Annotated in this window: 11 protein-coding genes; 1 reads left to right on the plus strand and 10 read right to left on the minus strand. The window is 73.1% G+C overall.

Annotated features, from left to right (window positions below; genetic code table 11):
- The 5 genes from ACWCSD_RS15725 to meaB all read right to left on the minus strand — a co-directional run.
- Nucleotides 1-777 (minus strand): glycoside hydrolase family 19 protein (locus tag ACWCSD_RS15725; protein WP_449915541.1); only part of this gene is annotated, 777 nt, incomplete at its 3' end.
- Nucleotides 778-882: 105 nt separating this feature from the next.
- Entirely contained in the window at nucleotides 883-1,944 is a 1,062-nt protein-coding gene (locus ACWCSD_RS15730) for an acyltransferase family protein (protein WP_449915544.1), read from the minus strand.
- Nucleotides 1,941-2,561, minus strand: coding sequence for a TetR/AcrR family transcriptional regulator (locus ACWCSD_RS15735; protein WP_397164180.1), 621 nt, complete (start codon nucleotides 2,559-2,561; stop codon nucleotides 1,941-1,943). Before ACWCSD_RS15735 ends, ACWCSD_RS15730 begins: the two co-directional genes overlap by 4 nt.
- Before the next feature lie 121 nt (nucleotides 2,562-2,682).
- Entirely contained in the window at nucleotides 2,683-4,758 is a 2,076-nt protein-coding gene (locus tag ACWCSD_RS15740; protein WP_449915547.1) for a CehA/McbA family metallohydrolase, read from the minus strand.
- A gap of 354 nt (nucleotides 4,759-5,112) precedes the next feature.
- Nucleotides 5,113-6,081: a methylmalonyl Co-A mutase-associated GTPase MeaB gene (gene meaB / locus ACWCSD_RS15745; protein WP_352354119.1), complete on the minus strand. Its 969-nt coding sequence runs from the start codon at nucleotides 6,079-6,081 to the stop codon at nucleotides 5,113-5,115.
- 101 nt (nucleotides 6,082-6,182) lie between these two features.
- Between meaB and ACWCSD_RS15750 the strand changes: the two genes are divergently transcribed.
- Complete coding sequence (locus ACWCSD_RS15750; RefSeq protein WP_449915551.1) at nucleotides 6,183-7,802, plus strand: protein kinase domain-containing protein; 1,620 nt, start codon at nucleotides 6,183-6,185, stop codon at nucleotides 7,800-7,802.
- 81 nt (nucleotides 7,803-7,883) lie between these two features.
- On the opposite strand, the gene scpA is transcribed toward ACWCSD_RS15750, so the two are convergent.
- The 5 genes from scpA to ACWCSD_RS15775 all read right to left on the minus strand — a co-directional run bounded on the left by scpA (nucleotide 7,884) and on the right by ACWCSD_RS15775 (nucleotide 15,488).
- A complete protein-coding gene (gene scpA, locus ACWCSD_RS15755; protein WP_449915554.1) occupies nucleotides 7,884-10,028 on the minus strand; it encodes a methylmalonyl-CoA mutase in 2,145 nt (714 codons plus the stop codon).
- Nucleotides 10,025-11,740, minus strand: coding sequence for a methylmalonyl-CoA mutase family protein (locus ACWCSD_RS15760; RefSeq protein WP_449915556.1), 1,716 nt, complete (start codon nucleotides 11,738-11,740; stop codon nucleotides 10,025-10,027). Before ACWCSD_RS15760 ends, scpA begins: the two co-directional genes overlap by 4 nt.
- Before the next feature lie 45 nt (nucleotides 11,741-11,785).
- On the minus strand, nucleotides 11,786-12,565 hold the full coding sequence (locus tag ACWCSD_RS15765) for a peptidoglycan recognition protein family protein (RefSeq protein ID WP_449915558.1): 780 nt from the start codon (nucleotides 12,563-12,565) through the stop codon (nucleotides 11,786-11,788).
- A 78-nt stretch (nucleotides 12,566-12,643) separates the two neighbouring features.
- Complete coding sequence (gene mtnA, locus ACWCSD_RS15770; RefSeq protein WP_397164169.1) at nucleotides 12,644-13,582, minus strand: S-methyl-5-thioribose-1-phosphate isomerase; 939 nt, start codon at nucleotides 13,580-13,582, stop codon at nucleotides 12,644-12,646.
- A gap of 40 nt (nucleotides 13,583-13,622) precedes the next feature.
- A complete protein-coding gene (locus ACWCSD_RS15775) occupies nucleotides 13,623-15,488 on the minus strand; it encodes a CASTOR/POLLUX-related putative ion channel (protein ID WP_397164167.1) in 1,866 nt (621 codons plus the stop codon).
- Nucleotides 15,489-15,531 lie beyond the last annotated feature (43 nt).

Below are 15,531 nucleotides of genomic sequence, written 5' to 3' on the forward strand. Positions count from 1 at the left end.
GCCGGCGGCCTTGTAGTTGAAGTTCCAGCTCAGCTGGATGGGCCCGCGGCCGTAGTAGGCGGCCTGCCCGGCCGGGCAGCCGTAGGGCTGGGTCGCGTCGCAGTAGTGCGGGTAGTTCGCGGTGTTCTGCTCGACGATGTAGACCAGTCCGCCGGTCTCGTGGCTGACGTTGGCCAGGAAGGCGGCGGCCTCCTGCTTCCTGACGGTGGCCGAGCCGGTCCCGGCGAAGGCGGGGAAGGCGGCGATCGCCGTGGTCAGGCCGCTGTAGCTGTAGAAGGAGTTGCGGCCGGGGAACATCTGGTCGAACTGCGCCTGACTCACCACGAAGCCTCCCGGGTCCGGCGGGTCGGTGGGCGTGCCGCCGCCGTCGCACGCGTAAGGGTCCCAGTACCAGGTGCTGATCACGGGGTCGTAGCCGGGATTGTCGTGGACGGCGATGTAATAGTTGCCGTCGGTGTATCGCACGATGCTGCCGGTGGCGTAGTACCGGCCGGCCACCCAGTTCGGGTGGTCGCAGCCGGGCGTGGGGGTACCGCCGCCGCCGCAGGCGCCCTGGTCGGCCCAGACCGCGGCGGTGCCGGGGGTCTCGTTCTGCGTCCACCACCTGGCCGACCAGTTGTGCCCGCCGCGGGACACCACCGCGCCGCCGTTGTAGGCCGTCGAGGCGTTCCACGGCGTCGCGCACGTGGCCGCCCCGGCCGGCGGGGCCGGCACGACGGCCGACAGGACGCCCGCCACCAGCAGCGCGGCGGCGAACAGCGTCAGGCTCCGGCGCACCCCGATCACTTCCCTTCACGGAATCTCTTAAGAAAGTTTCCTAAGAGTTAGCGCGATGGTGGCACGCCGCCAAGGGCCCGGCAAGGCCCAAAGTCAAGCCCGCAGTCAGAGAACGCGCCTGGCCCCCGGCAACGACCGGACCGCGTACGCCAGCCCCCAGCACAACGGCAGCGACACCGCCAGCACGAGGGCGAACTTGACGACCGCCGCCGCGTGCAGCCCCCGCACCGCCCAGGCCACGGCGACCAGCACCAGCGGATGGATGACGTAGACCGCGTAGGCGTTGCCGGCCAGGAACCTGCCGCGCGGCCCCTGCCCGGCGAACCGCTCCCTGAACAGCACCGTCAGCCCGACGATCATGCCGACGGCGACCACGGACTCCCACAGGGCCATGGCCGCCGACGCCACCAGGCCCGTGGTCAGGCTCGACACCGGCAGCAGCACCAGGCTCGCCACGCCCGTGACGGCGAACCCGGCGCGGGCCGCCCGCCTGGGCAGCGCCTCGAACCAGCCACGCCGGAAGGCGATCACGCCGGCCGTGAACATCGCCGCGTACTGCGGCAGGAAGTAGGGCGTGGGCAAGCCCAGCACCGGCACGTACGTGCCCTGCGGCACCGGGACGCGCCACAGGACGGTGACCGCCGCCAGCCCCAGGGTGAACAGCACGACGCCCTTCAGACTCGGCGCCCCGGCCGCCTGCCCGCCGGACCTGCCCGCACGCCGCCACCACGCGTAGATCAGGGCGAAGACGATCAGCACCTCGACGAACCACATCGGCCCCGGGTCCCACGAGACGACGTACCACTTCCAGAACGGCATGCCGTGGTCGCCGAGCGTCAGCAGCGGCCGCAGCAGCAGGACGAAGACCAGCAACGGCACCCCGAGCCTGACCAGCCGGTCGCGGACGAACGCCCGCCCGCCCTTGCGGTCGTGGGAGCCGGGGGTGAAGAAGCCGGAGATGAGGAAGAAGAACCCCATGAAGAACGCCTGGTTGAAGACCACCAGGAGGTCGAGCGCCACCCCGGAGGGGTCGGTGGCCGGTTCGTCGTAGTACCAGATCGGGATGTTGCCGTACGTGACGGCGACGTGATGGGCGACGACCAGCGCGGTCAGCAGCACGCGCAGGTTGTCGATCGCGAGGAGTCTCGTGCCGGTCTCGGTCTTCATCGCCTGCATGCCCTCTCGAACAGGTCGGCCAGCTCCGCGGCGTGCGCGTCGAGGTCGTGGTCGGGGTTCGCCACCCAGTAGGCGAACATGTTGTCGATGGCGGAGGAGTGGGTGATGGCCATGACGCGCCGGTCGAAGTCGCGGAACTCGCCGGTGGCCTGGCCGTAGGCGTAGATCTGCTCCATCGCCTGGTAGAGCTCCTCGTTGGCCTTCACGCCGTAGCGCGGCTGACCGTCGGCGGTGCGCAGGTTGTAGAAGATCTCGCCGAGGGCCTTGAGCCGGGTGCGGTGCCCGCGCATGTGCTCGGTGACCGCGAGGATGTGCGTCCGCAACATCGCGGTGGGGCCCTCGACGCCCTCGATCCGCGCCATGACGTGTGCGGCGATCTCGCCGTAGACGCTGTTGACCACCTCCTCCATCAGCTCTTCCTTGCCGGCGAAGTGGTAGGAGATGACGCCCTTGCTGATGCCCGCGTGCTGGGCGATGCGCGCCAGCGACGCCTGACCGAACCCGACCTCGGCGATCACCTCCACGGCCGAGGCGATGATCTGCGCCCGCCTGGCCTCCTCGATGAACGAGCGCGCCTTCTGGCCGCCCGACTGATTTTCTGACCGCATGGCCAAAATCTAGCACAGGCGGCCAGAAACGCGAGTGGGTCAGGGGTCGCACAGGGGTCGCACAGGGGTCGGAAACCGCGAGAGGCCAGGGACCGCGCCGGGGTCAGGGATCGCGCCGGAGTCAGGACAGGCGGTCGCGGTAGATCTCCCTGGCCTGGTCCAGCAGGGCGACGTGGTCGGCGAGCTGGCCGGGGGCGGTCAGGCGGGCGTGCGACCTGATCAGCTCCTCCAGCAGGTCCAGCCACTCCAGGCACCAGCGCACGTCGTCCCGCCTGGCCACCCGGCGGCCGGCCAGGTCCACGTAGACGGGGCTGGTCAGGGCGTAGCCGGTGCCGGTCATGGTGCGCGGGTGGGGGTCGCACACGACCTCGGCCAGCACGTACGTCGGCTCGTCCACGCGCAGGTCGGCCGTCACGGTCAGGCGCTCCTCGCCGTCCGGGCGCCGTTCGCCGTCCCGGAGCCGTTCGCCGGCAGGGAGCCGTTCCGCGCCCGCGCGGACGCCCTCGGCCGTGCGGACGCGCACGGCGGCCACCTCCGGGCCGATCGCGGTGGCGGTGACCCGGACGAGGTCGCCGGGGCGGGCGTCGATGACGTGGCCGGGGCCGTGCCCGTCCACCGTCAGCTCCAGCCAGGGGCCGGTGGTGGCGAACGTGCGGCCCGACCGTACCGCGTCGGCGAACGCGCGGGCGGTCAGCTCACCCTCCACCCGAGCGTAGACGCGGGCCCAGCCGGGCGGGTTGGACTGGTTGTCCGAACGCGTGAAGGAGATCATCGAGTCGGTCCCGGCGGTGACGGCGAGCCGGTTGCCGGCGCCGATCAGCCGCCGGTAGACGGCCGCCGTGGACGGGATCGAGGCGTGGGTGAGCACGTCGAGGCTGTCCACCAGGCCGAGCGCGGCGTCGGCGACCAGCTCGCGGGCCGCGCAGTTGCGCGGCGCCGGGGAGACGACGGCCATGGGCGGATCGCCGTCGGCGAGCGGCGTGGCGAAGGGGTGGCTGTAGCCGAGGACCGCGCCGAGGCCGCGCAGCTCGCGCAGCCCCTCGGCGTTCGGCGGCCAGTCGGCGTCGCCGGCGAACCCGGTGTGGAACCGGCCCGGCGCGCGCTCCGGGGCGAAGGCGTAGACGTGGCCGAGCAGATCGTTGCGGTACTCGACGCCCATGCGGGCCAGGTGGGTGGCGTCGGACCAGGGCAGGTCCTCCCCCGCCCAGTGGTCGAGGGCCTCCCGGTCGTAGACGCGCGGCCCTGAGACGTTCCCGGCGAGCAGGTTGAGCACGTGCAGGTCCTCGCCGAGCTGGGCGCCGGCCGCGTCGGCGGGCAGGCCCACCAGGTCGCCGGCCCAGTTGAGGTGGACGTGCAGGTCTCCGCCGTACCAGCCGCGGGCGGCGGCGTCGTAGAGGCGTTCCGGGGTGAGCCGGACCACGCGTTCCTCGCCCGGGACCAGGGTGACGTCCAGGGCGGACTCGGTGTACTCCATGCCCCGGGTGACGGTGATCGTCAGCGGTTCGGCCGGGACGTCGAGGGTGCGGCCGTCACCGTGGAAGTAGGGCCTGCCGTGGTAGTCGTGCCGGGCCGGGACGCCGGGCGGGTACCAGCCGCGGCCGTCCCGGGAGGCGACGCTCCACCGGCACGGCTCCCCCGCCACCAGCGTGAGCCGGGCGGCGGGGACCGGGCGCAGCAGGGGATCGAGCCGGACGCGCTGCCCGTCGGCCATGATCACGCTGCCGGCGTCGGCCTCGACCAGCCAGGCCCCGTGGGGGGCCAGCTCGCGGCGGGCGTCGTCCACGCTGACCGGGCAGGGGGTGTCGCGGGAGGAGTCGACGAGCAGGAAGATCTTCTCCGCACCGCGTCCGGAGGGCGGCGGCGGCGCCTCAACGGCCGTCGCGGGCCGGGCGTCCGCGACCGGCACCGCGCCCACCCCGCGCGGGCCCGAGTACGGCTCTCCCGGGGTCAGGACGGTGATCGGCGCTCCGCGCAGCTCGATCCGGTCGGGGCCGACGCGCAGCGCGGTCAGGTGCGGCGGCAGCTCGCCGGCGAGGGCGTCGCGCAGCACCCGGTCGTAGTCGGGCTCGGCGAGGTGGGCGGCCAGCCGGTCGATCGGCTGCCCCGGATGCAGCCGCGCGGCCTCCTCGAAGGCCAGGCGCCAGAACGTGCCGAACAGCGAGGGCGGCAGCACCCTGCGCCGGGCGAAGAACTTCACGTAGTGGACCTCCGGCTCGCCTCAGGTGATGCCGTGCTCGGCCAGCAGGCGACCGTACTCCTCCAGGGCCTCCGCGACCGTTCCGGGCAGCATCGGTTCCGCACACATCTGCGCTTCTCCCCACGTCGGTTGCGCGACATCGTGACATGTCCCGCTCAAGCCGTCGGATCGGAGATGACGCTGTGGATGGGGATATTTCTCCCCCGGGCGCAAGTCTGTTCCTCCGGGGAGTGGAGAGCTCCGGGCGCCCGCCGCCGGACGTCAGAGCCGCTCGAACACCCACAGCCGGACGTCAGGGCCGCTCGAACACCGACAGCCGGACGTCAGGGCCACTCGAACAGCCACGGCCGGATGTCAGGGCCGCTTGAACACCGACAGCAGGCGGTCGGCGGCGAGCGCGGGAGTGAGCTCCCCCGCCAGCACCTCCCGCTCGACCTCCGCCGTGATCGCCGCCACCTCGGGGTCGTGGCGCAGCTCGGCGAGCAGGCGGTCGCGGACCAGCGTCCAGGTCCACTGGACCTGCTGACGGCGGCGCTTGGCGGCCAGGTCCAGCGAGTCCTGGTGGGCCAGGATCCGCCGCCACAGCTCCTCCAGGCCGTCGCCGGTGAGCCCGCTGCAGGTCAGGACGGGCGGCGGCCCGGCATCCGAGCGGAGCATGCGCAGCGCTCCGGCCAGCTCCCTGGCCGCCTTCCTGGCCGCGAGCTCGTACTCGCCGTCGGCCTTGTTGACCGCGATCACGTCGGCCAGCTCCAGCACGCCCTTCTTGATCCCCTGGAGCTGGTCGCCGGTACGGGCCAGGGTGAGCAGCAGGAACGTGTCCACCATGTCGGCCACGGCGGTCTCCGACTGCCCGACCCCGACGGTCTCGACCAGCACCACGTCGAACCCGGCGGCCTCCACCACGACCATGGCCTCCCTGGTCGCCTTCGTGACGCCGCCGAGCGTGCCGGAGGTCGGCGACGGGCGGATGAACGCGGCCGGATCGACCGACAGCCGGGCCATCCGGGTCTTGTCGCCGAGGATGCTGCCGCCCGTCCTGGTCGAGGAGGGGTCGACGGCCAGCACGGCCACCCGGTGCCCCTGGCCGGTGAGGTACGTGCCGAGCGCGTCGATGAAGGTGGACTTGCCCACTCCGGGCACGCCCGAGACGCCGACCCGGCGGGCCCTGCCGGACAGCGGGGTGAGCTCGACGAGCAGCCGCTGGGCCAGCGCCATGTGGTCCGGTCTGGTCGACTCGACCAGGGTGATCGCGCGGGCGATCCACGTACGGGAGCCTGCCCGTACGCCTTGGGCGTAGTCCTCCAGCGAGCGCACGCGGTTCACCCCTTTCTTCTCATTGATCAGCCTAACTTCTGACAAGTCCGGTTATTTGCCAGTAAGGTGCTGGAGTTCTGATCACAGCCGTCACAGGAGTCACTCCCCTCATGCCCAACGTCGAACCCCTCCGCGAGGGCGATCCGGCGGCGGTGGGACCCTACCGGCTGGCCGGGCGGCTCGGCGCGGGCGGCCACGGTGTCGTCTACCTCGCCCGCGGGCGCGACGGCGGTCCGGTGGCCGTCAAGGTGCTCGCCGAGGGCGTCACCGCCGGTGAGCCGTTCGCCAGGGAGATCGCCGCCGCCCGTGCCGTGGAGCCGTCCTGCGTCGCGCGGGTGCTGGACGCCTCGGTCAGAGGCCGGCCGTACGTCGTCACCGAGTACGTGGACGGGCCCTCGCTCCAGGACGCCGGCGCCCTGCGCGGCGCGGACGAGCTGCGGCGGCTGGCGGTGACGACCGCGACGGCGCTGGCCGAGGCGCACCGGGCGGGCGTCGCGCACCGCGACTTCAAGCCGTCCAACGTGCTGCTCGGGCCGGACGGTCCGCGGGTGACCGACCTCGGCGTCTCGGCGGCGTTCGGGACGGGGGTGAGCGCGACCGGCGCCATCACGGGCACGCCCGCGTACATGGCGCCCGAGCAGCTCTCGGGACGGGAGGCGGGCGCGCCCGCGGACGTGTTCGCGTGGGCGTCGGTGATCGTCTTCGCGGCGACGGGCATGCCGCCGTTCGGCGAGGACTCGCTGCCGGCGGTGATCAACCGCATCCTGCACGACGAACCCCGCACCGGCGACCTGCCGCAACCACTGCTCGGCGTGGTCCTCGCCTGCCTGGCCAAGGACCCCGCCCGCCGCCCGCCCATGGCCGACGTCCTCCGCCACCTGCTCACCATCCCCGCCCCCACCTCCGGCCCCTCCCCCCACCCGGCGCCCTCCGGCCCCTCGCCTCGCCCGTCCCTCTCCGGAACGCCGACCCGCCCGGCACCCGCCGGGGCGCCGGCTCGCCCCGCGCCCGCCGCAGGGCCGGGGGTCGCTTCGGGGACCACCGGGCTGCGTCTGGTCGCGGGCACGCCGCCCCTCCCCCACGGGGGCTCGCCGGCCCCACAGGTCCCGGCCTCACAGGTCCCGGCCCCGCAGGCCGCCACGACGGGAACCGCGCCCAAGGTCAAGGTGCGGCGGCGGGTGAAGACGGCGATGGTGGCCGGGGTCTCCGGGGTGTCCGTGCTGGTGTTGTCGGGTGCGATCGTCTGGCTCACTCCCTCGACGCCCACGCCCAAGGCCACCCACGTGGCCGACGTGACCACCGCCCCCACCCCCGCGCCCACCCCCGGCACCGCGACCTCCCCCACCCGACGCCCACGACACACCCGCACACCGGTCCCCGGGCCGCAGGACGAGAGCACCTCCGGCGCCACCCCGGCCCCCGACCGCCTCACCCTGGCCTCCCTGCGCCCGTCCGGCGGCACCAGGAAGGGCGACTGCTGGGACGGCACGGTACGGCTCCAGGCGGCGGTGACCAGGACCGGCGACCCGGTCACCCTCCGGTACACCTGGATCGTCGACGGCACGGTCACCGCCCGCTCCTCGGCCACGGTCGCCGAGGACGCCCCCCGCCACCTGACCTCGCCGACCGCGCTGACGACCGCCGGCCTCCACAGCGTCACGCTGCGGATCACCGCGCCGGTCACCCGTCAGCGCACCGTCGCCGTCACCATCTGCGACGACGCTCTCTGACCCGGGCGAGCCGCCCGGAGGGTCACGGGGCGGCCGGTGACCCGCCGAGCCGCCCGCAGCGCTACGGGCGGCCGGAGAGCGCTACGGGCGGCCGGTGAGCGTCCGGAGCAGGTCGAGGGCGGCGTCGGCGATCACCGTGCCCGGCGGGAAGATGGCGGCGGCGCCGGCGGCGCGCAGCTCGTCGTGGTCGCCCGGCGGGATGACGCCGCCCACCACGATCATGATGTCCGCGGCGTCGAGGTCGGCCAGGGCGCGCCGCAGCGCGGGCACCAGCGTGAGGTGCCCGGCCGCCAGCGACGAGACGCCCACGATGTGCACGTCGGCCTCGACCGCCTGCCTGGCCACCTCTTCCGGCGTCTGGAACAGCGGGCCGACGTCGACGTCGAAGCCCAGGTCGGCGAAGGCGGTGGCGATCACCTTCTGGCCCCGGTCGTGGCCGTCCTGGCCCATCTTGGCGACCAGGATGCGCGGGCGGCGGCCCTCGTCCCGCTCGAAGTCGGCGCAGGCCAGGCGGACGCGCTCGATGGCCTCGGCGTTGCCTGACTCGTCGCGGTACACACCGGAGATGGTACGCACCTGCTCGGCGTGCCGGCCGAACACCCGCTCCAGGGCGTCGGAGATCTCGCCGACGGTGGCCTTGGCGCGGGCGGCGTCCACGGCGAGCTTGAGCAGGTTGGCGTCGAGGCCCGGCGCGGGGTTCTCGGCGGCCTTGGTGAGCGCGTCGAGCGCGCGCTGCACGGCCTCGCCGTCGCGTTCGGCCCGGAGACGGGCCAGCTTGTCGAGCTGCTGGGCGCGTACGGCGCTGTTGTCGACCTTGAGCACCTCGATGGGCTCGTCGTCGGCGGCGCGGTACTTGTTGACCCCGATGACCGGCTGGCGGCCGGAGTCGATGCGCGCCTGGGTACGGGCCGCGGCCTCCTCGATGCGCAGCTTGGGCAGGCCCGCCTCGATGGCCCTGGCCATGCCGCCGGCCGCCTCGACCTCCTCGATGTGGGCCCAGGCGCGCTCGGCGAGGTCGTGGGTGAGCCGCTCGACGTAGTAGGAGCCGCCCCAGGGGTCGATGACCTGGGTGGTGCCCGACTCCTGCTGCAGGAGGAGCTGGGTGTTGCGGGCGATGCGGGCCGAGAAGTCGGTGGGCAGCGCGAGCGCCTCGTCGAGGGCGTTGGTGTGCAGCGACTGGGTGTGGCCCTGGGTGGCGGCCATGGCCTCGACGCAGGTGCGGGCGACGTTGTTGAAGACGTCCTGGGCGGTGAGCGACCAGCCGGAGGTCTGGCTGTGCGTGCGCAGGCTCAGCGACTTGGGGTTGGCCGCCCCGAACCGCGACACCAGCTTGGCCCACAGCAGCCGGGCGGCGCGCAGCTTGGCGACCTCCATGAAGAAGTTCATGCCGATGCACCAGAAGAACGACAGCCGGGGGGCGAACCGGTCGACGTCCATCCCGGCGGCGATGCCGGCGCGCAGGTACTCGACGCCGTCGGCGAGGGTGTAGGCGAGTTCGAGGTCGCAGGTCGCCCCGGCTTCCTGGATGTGATACCCAGAAATGCTGATCGAGTTGAACTTCGGCATCTTTTCGCTCGTATAAGCGAAAATATCCGAGATTATGCGCATCGAAGGGGCCGGCGGGTAGATGTAGGTGTTGCGGACCATGAACTCCTTGAGGATGTCGTTCTGGATGGTCCCGGCCAGCTCCTCCGGCGCGACGCCCTGCTCCTCGGCCGCCACGATGTACATCGCGAGCACGGGCAGCACCGCGCCGTTCATGGTCATCGACACCGACATGCGGTCGAGCGGGATGCCGTCGAAGAGCTGCCGCATGTCGTAGATGGAGTCGATCGCCACCCCGGCCATGCCCACGTCGCCGGCCACGCGCGGGTGGTCGGAGTCGTAGCCCCGGTGCGTGGCCAGGTCGAAGGCGACCGACAGGCCCTTCTGCCCGGCCGCCAGGTTGCGCCGGTAGAAGGCGTTGGAGTCTTCGGCCGTGGAGAAGCCCGCGTACTGGCGGATCGTCCAGGGCTGGTTGACGTACATGGTGGGGTAGGGCCCGCGCAGGTACGGGGCCGCGCCGGGAAAGGTGCGCAGGAAGTCGAGCCCGTCGAGGTCGGCGGCCGTGTAGAGCGGCTTGACCCTGATGCCCTCGGGCGTCTCCCACACCTCGCCCCCGGGGACGGCCGCCGCACCGGAGCCGGCCCCCGGCCCGAGCGGGACGCCCGAGAAGTCGGGGATCATCGCAGCACCTCCAGGTCCTCGAACGTCTGACGGAGCACGGCGAGCGCGTCGCACCCCGCGTAGAGGCAGGCGTCCACGCCCTCGTAGTCTCCCTTCCCCGCCAGCCAGACGCGTCTCGCCCCCGCGTGCCGCAGGGCGGCGGCCACGGCGCGGGCGTGCTGGGCGTACAGCTTGTCGGTGGAGCACAGGCAGGCGACGGCGGCGCCGCTCACGGCGAAGGCGGTGGCGATCTGCTCGGGGTCGGCGCCCGGCCCGGCGGTCTCGGTGGCCAGGCCGCCGGCGTGGAACAGGTTGGCGGCGAAGGAGGCCCGCGCGGTGTGCGCGGCGACCGGGCCGATGGTGGCCAGGAACACCTTCGGACGCTCGGGCAGGGCGTCGGCGACGTCGCGCAGCGCCTCGAACTCCTGGGCGTAGCGGGCCACCGGCCGCCCGGCAGGGGCGGGCGGCCGGCGCAGCGGCTTCTCGCCGGGATCGGGGAACTCGCTGACGCCGGTGATCGGGAAGCGGCGGTGGGCGATGTCGTCGTCGCGGCGGGCCCGGGTGGCCGCGACGCGCCGCTCGATCAGCTCGCCGGCGGCCTCAACGCCTCCGGCGGCCTCGATCTCCTGGAACCACGCCCAGGCACGCTCGGCCAGGTCGGCGGTGCGGCGCTCGACGTACCAGGAGCCGCCGGCGGGGTCGGCCACCCGCCCGATCCCCGACTCCTCCAGCAGCAGCGACTGCGTGTTGCGGGCGATGCGCCGGGAGAAGGCGTCGGGCAGGCCGAGCGCGGCGTCGAACGGCTGCACGGTGACCGCCTCCGCCCCGCCGACGCCCGCCGCGAAGCAGGCCAGCGTGGTGCGCAGCATGTTCACCCAGGGGTCGCGGGCGGTCATCATGGCCGCGCTGGTGACGGCGTGCTGGCGCTGGCCGCCGTGCTCGGCGGCGCCGCACACCTCGGCCACCCTGGCCCACAACCGGCGCGCCGCGCGCAGCTTGGCGATGGTGGCGAACTGGTCGGCGGTGGCGGCGTACCGGAAGTCGATCTGGCCTAGCGCTTGCTCAACAGTGAGGCCGGCGCCGGTGAGCGCGCGCAACTCGGCCACGCCCCGCGCGATCGAGCAGCCCAGCTCCTCGGCGTCGGCGGCGCCCGCGTCGTGGTACGGCGTGGCGTCGACCATGACCGCGCGCAACCCCGGGACCGCGACGCACCGCCCGGCCAGCTCCGCCCCCTCGACGCCGCTCGCGCCCAGGTTGCCGCTGGGCGTGACGCCCTGCGCGGCGGCCAGGCCGAACAGCGCCTCGGCGGCCTCCCGCGTGTGCTCCCCCGCCTCCAGCACGATCGGGGCCAGGTCGAGGTAGACGTCCTTCAGCACGGCGGGCAGCGCCCCCACCGGGATCGCGCCGTCGCCGACGACCAGCCAGAGCGAGGTGACGCCGTTCTCCAGATCGGCCAGCACCGCCTCGGGGTCGGCCACGGCGTGCCGCTGCCGGACGTCCCAGCCGGGCCGCGCCCGCGCCCCCCGCGTGAACGGCGGCGCGCCCGGCAGCCCCGGATCGCCCGGCAGGTCGCCCGCGTCGTAGAGCGGCATGACCGGCACGCCGTCGTAGGTCGGGCTGGACAGCGCCTCCTCGGGCGAGCCCGCCTCGACCCCCGACTTGCGCAGGACCTCGACCGCCAGCCTCCGCCAGTCGTCGCGAGTGGTGGGAGGAAAGCCCGCTGCCAGTTCCATGCAACGGATAGTAGGCGCTGCCCGGCCGCCGCAGTAATCCGGGGGTTACCCGTCAGCCGTCGGCGCCTCCCAGGCCAGCCTCCACGTGAGCGGGCCCACGATCCCGTCGTCCTCGACGCCCTGCTCGCGCTGGAACTCGCGGCACACGTCGCGGGAGCGGGCGCCGTACGCGCCGTCGACGGTCAGGTCGTAGCCGCGCTTGTGCATCTGCCGCTGCCAGGTGCGCACGTCCTCGCCCTCCATGACCGGCGGGTACTTCAGCAACCGGCCGGGGAAGGGCGGCGCGCCCTTGGGCGGCGGCGGGGTGGTGCCGCCGCCGGGGCGGGGCGCGCCGCGCTTGATCCAGGCGTACAGGGGGTCGCCGGGGCAGTCGGTCGAGTAGCCGTCGCGGTGGCCCTTGATCTCCTTGCCGGCGCCGCCCCGGTCGCGCACGTACTGGACGGCGTCGAGGACGGCGTCCAGCATCGCGTCGGGCGGCTGCACGAGCCCGGCGTTGCCGACCAGCCCGAGCACGGCGTAGTGACCGGCGTTGAGCCCGGGACCGTTGGCCGCCGGCAGGTGATGCAGCCCCCGCCCCTCGAACACCTTCCGGTGCGGACAGGCGACGAAGCTGTAGCCGATGTCCATCCAGCCGTTGCCGTCCATGTGGTACGCCTGGATCGATCGCACGAGGGAGACGCAGCCGGCGTGGTCGGACACGATGGCGGGTTCGACCCGGCCGCCGGTGTAGTGGACCTTGACGCCCCTGGTCGAGTCAAGCTGGGTGTAGGAGCCGCGGGGCGCGCGGGCCTGCCAGTCGCGGCGTAACACCAGATCGATGTCCACGAGTGCTCTCCGAGAGTAGATATCGGGACGACCGAGCGTAACGCCAGCGAGGTGAGCAGGTCCGGGGATCGCGCTATTTCACGGTCTGATCACCCGCCGTTCGGTCACGATCGCGGTGATCAGATCGTGCGGCGTCACGTCGAACGCGGGGTTCAGCGCCTGTGTGCCCTCGGGGGCCAGGCGTACACCTCCGACGGTGAGGATCTCCTCGGGGTCGCGGTCCTCGATCTCGATGTGGTCGCCGGTCGGGGTGGCGGGGTCGATGGTGGACTCGGGCGCGACGACGATGAACGGCACTCCGGCCCGTTCGGCGCCGAGCGCGAGCGCGTACGAGCCGATCTTGTTGGCGGTGTCGCCGTTGGCGGCGATGCGGTCGGCGCCGATGAGCACCGCGTCCACCTCGCCCTTGGCCAGCAGGTACGGCCCCGCCGAGTCGGCGACCAGCCGGTGCGGCGCGCCCATCCTGGCCAGTTCCCAGGTGGTGAGCCGGGCGCCCTGGAGCAGCGGGCGGGTCTCCAGGGCGAGCACCTCGGCCAGGCGGCCGCGTTCGTGCAGGGTCTGGACGACGCCGAGGGCGGTGCCGCGTTCGACGGCGGCCAGGCCGCCGGTGTTGCACACGGTCATGATCCGCAACCGGTCGCCCTCCAGCAGGGCGGCGCCGCGCTCGCCCATGGCCAGGCAGGCGGCGATGTCGTCGTCGCGGATCCGCAGCGCGGCCGCCAGGACCGCCTGCCGGCCCTTGTCCAGGTGGGCGGCGGCCTGGTCGACGCCCCAGGCCAGGTTGGCGGCGGTCGGGCGGGCCGCGCGCAGTTCGGCGATCTGGCCGAGGTCGCCGTCGGCGAGGACGACGCCGAGCGCGCCGGCCACGCCGAGCGCGGGGGCGCCGCGCACGGCCAGCCGCCTGATCGCCGCGACGAGCTCGGGCACGGTCTCGACGCGCAGCCGCACGCACCGGCCGGGCAGCAGGGTCTGGTCCACGAGCTCGACGGCGTCGCCGGCCCAGTCGATGGTCCTCACGCCGCACACGGTAGCCCACCGGCCTGGGCCGGGCCGGGGGTCAGCGTTCGGCCAGGACGATCACCGAGTCCTGCCGGCCGAGGACGACGGTGTCGCTCTTGGCGGGGTTCAGCACGATGCCGTAGTGCGGCGGGACGTTCCTGGAGACGTTGTCGCGGTAGCCGATCGCGGTCTCGCCCCTGCGCCGGGCCGCCTCGACGATGGTGGCGAAGGTGACCTCGGTGCCGGTCCGGACGTAGGAGGCGGCGGGCCGGGGGTAGATCTCCGAGCCGTGCGAGTCGAACAGGTAGCCGAACACGTCGGCGAGGTGCCGGTTCTCGGCGAGCTGGGCCAGCAGCAGGCCGATGACGGTGTCGCTGATGACGATGTCGTCGGCCTCGGTGACCTCGGCCAGCGCCCGGTTGCCCTCGTCGTGCATCTCGCTGACGATCGAGTAGTGCTCGCCGAGCGTGCTCTGCATGTCGCGGAGCTGGAGCAGGGTCATGAGCGTGCGGGTGTCGGCGTGGTGGGGGTCGAAGCGGTCGTCGGACAGGACGATGACGTGCTGGTAGAGGCCGACGCCGAGGGATTCCAGCGCGTACCGGTCGGTGGTGTCGCAGTCCTTGACGTTGACGGTGAGGGTGCGCAGCCCGGTCAGGCCGGTGCCGGCCTTGGGGTGGTCGGCGGCGATGTCCAGGACCGAGCCCGTGGAGACGTAGCCGTCCAGGTAGCGCACGATCTGCTCGGCGCGGCCGTTCCAGTTGAGCAGGAGGGTGCGTTCGGGCTCGGGCTGCGGGGCGGCGGCGGTGGTGACGGCCTGTTCGTCGATCGGGGGCTCGCCGGTGGCGAGGGTGATGTGGGAGTCGTCGTGGGCGATGACGACGACCTGGTCCTTGGCCGTGATGACGGTGTCCATGGGCGGGTTGAGCACGACGCCGGCCGGGCCGCGTAAGCCGATGACGGCGGCGGTCTCGTAGGCGTGCAGGGCCTTGCTGTAGGTGGCGCCGACCAGTTCCTCGTCGGCGCGCAGGTAGATCTCGCCGCCGTCGAAGTTGAGCAGGTCCATGCAGACGACGGACATGCCGGACTGGCGGGAGGACTGCACGATCAGCCGGGAGGCGGTGTCGTCGGAGTCGACGAGGTGCACGTCCGCGCCGCCGGCCAGCCGGGCGGCGGCGAGGTTGCGGGCGGAGGCCAGGGCGGCGACCACGGGCGGGTGGGAGCCGTCCCGTTTGGCCAGGGCGAGCAGGATCTTGATGACGTGCGCGTCGGGGTCCTCGCCCTCGGGCGAGAGCACGACGACGGACCTGGCGGCGGTGAGGTTCATCAGGCCGAGGTCGCGCGGCTCGGTGGGACGTCCGGTGCGGCAGACCAGGCGGGTCCTGCCGAGGTCGCCGACGTGCTCGCGGATGTCCTCCTCCATGGCGAGCTTGTCGCGGTCGGCCAGGACGGCGATGACCGAGTTCTTCTGGCTGGCGTGCGCCTTGACGAGCTCGGTGACGATCGTGAAGATCTGGTCGGACCAGCCGAGCACCACGGTGTGGCCGGACTCGACGATGCGCGAGCGGCCTCTGCGCAGGCGGTCCACCTTCTGCTTGAGGCCGTTGGACAGCAGGCCGACGAGCATGCTGACGATGAAGATGCCGCCCAGCGACCCGGCGAACATGACGGTCATGTAGCCGAACGAGCCCTTGTCGCTGGCGACCTTGCTGGGGGTGAGGGCGTGCATGAGGGCCACCCACAGCACCTGCCCGGGGCCGCTGACGCCGTCGGGCTCGTCGGGCGCGAGCCAGAGCGTGAGCGCGGCCACCACGAGGATGAGCGCGACCGACACCACCGCGAGCCAGCCGATGAGCGAGGCCGTCCCCCTGGACATGGTGTTGTCGAACCAGTACCGCGCCCGTTCGCGGACCGTGATCCTCGACACTTCCCCGATACCTCCGTGTAAGGAGTGATTTAAACCGACGTCA

Source organism: Nonomuraea sp. NPDC001684 (genome assembly GCF_053596515.1).